Annotated in this window: 2 protein-coding genes; both read right to left on the reverse strand. The window is 47.5% G+C overall.

All coding sequences use genetic code 11. The annotated features are described in order from the left end of the window. Positions 1-183: hypothetical protein (locus tag D0X99_RS20825; protein ID WP_449353859.1), on the reverse strand; the 183-nt coding region annotated here is incomplete at its 3' end. Between the two features lie 11 nt (positions 184-194). Further along, positions 195-2888 (reverse strand): DUF7507 domain-containing protein, encoded by a 2694-nt coding sequence (locus tag D0X99_RS20180; protein ID WP_147392292.1) that lies wholly within the window; start codon positions 2886-2888, stop codon positions 195-197. Between the last annotated feature and the right edge of the window lie 542 nt (positions 2889-3430).

Raw genomic sequence — 3430 nt, forward strand, 5'->3', positions numbered from 1 at the left:
CACTGTCAGCGTATAGACAATCACATCGCCAACCGCATCCACTGTAGCCACATTCGAAACCTTGTTCAGGTTGATCGATGCCCGCTGGATGGCATTCACTGTCGCATCATCACTTTCATCCAATTCGGTCTCTCCGAAGGTTGCTGTAGCAGTCGCCACGTTGGTGAAGCTGCCCGCATCCAGATCAGACTGGGTTACGGTGTAGCTCGCCTCGAAGGTCNTGTCGCATCATCACTTTCATCCAATTCGGTCTCTCCGAAGGTTGCTGTAGCAGTCGCCACGTTGGTGAAGCTGCCCGCATCCAGATCAGACTGGGTTACGGTGTAGCTCGCCTCGAAGGTCACTGCATTCTCTGCTCCAGGTGCCAAAGTGGCTATCGTCTCGTCCAGTCCTGTCAATGGGTCTTTCACCACTACATCGCTAAGCGTCACGTTGCCTGTATTGGTCACCACAATCTCGTAGGTCAATACATCGCCTACTGCGTCATAGCTGTCCTGATCCGCTGTCTTAACAATTGTCAAGGCTGGAGTCTGGATGGCATTCACTGTCGCATCATCACTTTCATCCAATTCGGTCTCTCCGAAGGTTGCTGTAGCAGTCGCCACGTTGGTGAAGCTGCCCGCATCCAGATCAGACTGGGTTACGGTGTAGCTCGCAGTTACCGTTGCACTCGCTTCAGGATCAAGAGTCAATATCGGGCTACCGCCGGTGATCGTTGCCTGTGGATCCGTCACCACAATGTCACTCAAAGTCACATTGCCTGTATTGGTCACAACAATCTCGTAGGTCAATACATCACCTACCGCGTCATAACTATCCTGATCCGCTGTCTTCTCGATAATTAGAGATGGTTTCTGATCCGCCGTGATCGTCTCACTGTCGGTATCGGTTACCGCTGGTCCCGTTGGAGGGGTGCCTGTAGCTGTAGCCGTGTTCACCACGCTGCCCGCATTCATGTCGGCCAACGTAATGGTATAGGTCGCCGTGAACGTCGTCGTAGCTCCAGGAGCAAGACTGGTCACACTCGCAGGGCTGATCGCTGACAATCCGCTCAACGGATCGCTTACGCTCACTCCGCTCAGGGTCACGTCGCCCGTGTTCTCCACTTTAAAGGTGTAGGTGATCACATCACCCGCCGCATCATACGTGGACTGGGAAGCCGTCTTGGTGATCTGGATCGAAGGATCCTGATCCGCCGTGATCGTCTCACTGTCGGTATCGGTTACCGCTGGTCCCGTTGGAGGGGTGCCTGTAGCTGTAGCCGTGTTCACCACGCTGCCCGCATTCATGTCGGCCAACGTAATGGTATAGGTCGCCGTGAACGTCGTCGTAGCTCCAGGAGCAAGACTGGTCACACTCGCAGGGCTGATCGCTGACAATCCGCTCAACGGATCGCTTACGCTCACTCCGCTCAGGGTCACGTCGCCCGTGTTCTCCACTTTAAAGGTGTAGGTGATCACATCACCCGCCGCATCATACGTGGACTGGGAAGCCGTCTTGGTCAACTCTAAAGACGGAGTCATAATGAAGTTTTGCGTATCGTCGTCAGTGTCCGTGTAAGGGTTTCCACTATAGGTCCCTGTCGCAGTCGCTGTGTTGGTGAAGCTGCCTGCGTCAATGTCCGCTTGGGTCAGGGTGTATACCGCTGTAAAGTTGGTACTATTGGAGGCTCCTGGCGCAAGTGTCGCAATCGGGCTGCCGCTCTCGGTTACCTTTGGATCAGTAACCGTCACATTGGTCAAGGCCACATTACCCGTATTGGTCACCGTAAACGCATAGGTGATTCGGTCACCCGGATTATAAATACCCAATGGGGCCACGTCCACATACGTACCCACTTTATCCAAATTGATCTTTGGAATCAAAAAAGTCTGTGTGTCATCGTCAGTGTCTGAATAACTGCGAGATCCAGCCGTTCCCGTCACTGTCGCAACGTTTGTAAAAATCCCAGCATCAAGATCGGTCTGAGTCAGGGTATACACAGCAGTAAAGTTGGTACTGTTTGAGGCCCCAGGTGCAAGAGTCGCCAAAGGAGCTCCACTTACAGTTACTTTCGGATCCGTTACTGTTACATTGTTCAATGCAATCGTTCCGGTATTTTCTACTCTAAAAGTATAATTGATCAGATCGCCAGGATTATAGATCCCAAGCGGTGCCTGATCTGAATAGGTCCCTACCTTCTCCAAGGTAATAGCCAACGGAGTATTTACCTCGAATCCAGGTCCGGAAAAATAACACTGGGAGTTCCCCAATTCCGCAGAACAAGTCTTATCGTTCGCCTTTGCATTACCCGTCTCCCAGGTCATGTACAGATTCTTGATCGTGATCTTGTCCCCATAAACCCAGGAAAAATCCGTAAGCTTTTCAGTACTTCCGTCCAGAACATTTATGGTTTGACCTTGGGCGTTCTCAGCAACAAGACAAATAAATTTGGTGCCTTTGAATTCATCATTGATATAAAGATCATACTGGAAATAAGGATTGTAGCCATTTCCACTGACTGCAAAAGTCGCAAAAATCGAACCCTGAATCACATCGCCCGGCTGCGCAACTAACGTGGCAGGATCAAATGGCACGCCATTCACATCCCTGAATTCCACTGCAGACACCTGCAAATTATTCTGAGGACAGGCTGGAGGGTTGAGCGGATCAATGATCACGGGAAATGTACCCTCAATTGTCCCAAAAGCACTCGGAGTGATCTGCCCAAATCCATCTGTTGGATTAAATACTGCAATCCCCAAAAAGAAGGAGAAAATCAGCACTAAAAAATTGATCTGATAGTTACCCCATTTCAAAAATCCACCTCTCGGCGGCTGGGGGCTGGTCTGACAATTGGATAAGTTGTCCATATCGTTGTTAGTTAAAATTTTCGAGTTCGTAAGCATTTCGCAGATACCGATTTTTTTACTTTTAATGACTGATTTTTTAATTTGAAACAATTTTTTATTTCGTTAATTTGAATTTCAGCCTTCTTTTATTCTAAATTTCTCCAATTCAAAATGTGTCAAATTTATCGTGTTTAATAATGAGACACCTCTTGTAGATACATTTATGCGTTAAAAATACATTTTTTTGTTTTTCATATCCAAATCATTTTTTGAAATTTTTTTTATGTAATGCATTTTTTTTATTGTGAAATGATTTTTAATGCTATTTAAACTCTCAAAACTTGGCAATTAATTTTACTTCCAGAAGGTTAAAACTGACTTCTATTTCATTGATTTATAGATCTTTAATTCAAATTATGACCAAATAAAAAAGGCCTCCGATTTCCAGGAGGCCTTTTTGTTTGGAGTGATAATTTATTTCTTACATGGTATCGACTTTTTTCTGTCTTCCGGTGTAGCCGTAGGAGGACTTGCCCACTCTGAGTTCCGTTCTTCTGTTGAGCTGGTGCATCGCAGGGGTACAGGTCACCTCGTTGCAG

It is taken from the genome of Algoriphagus lacus, assembly GCF_003583985.1.
Taxonomy (GTDB): domain Bacteria; phylum Bacteroidota; class Bacteroidia; order Cytophagales; family Cyclobacteriaceae; genus Algoriphagus; species Algoriphagus lacus.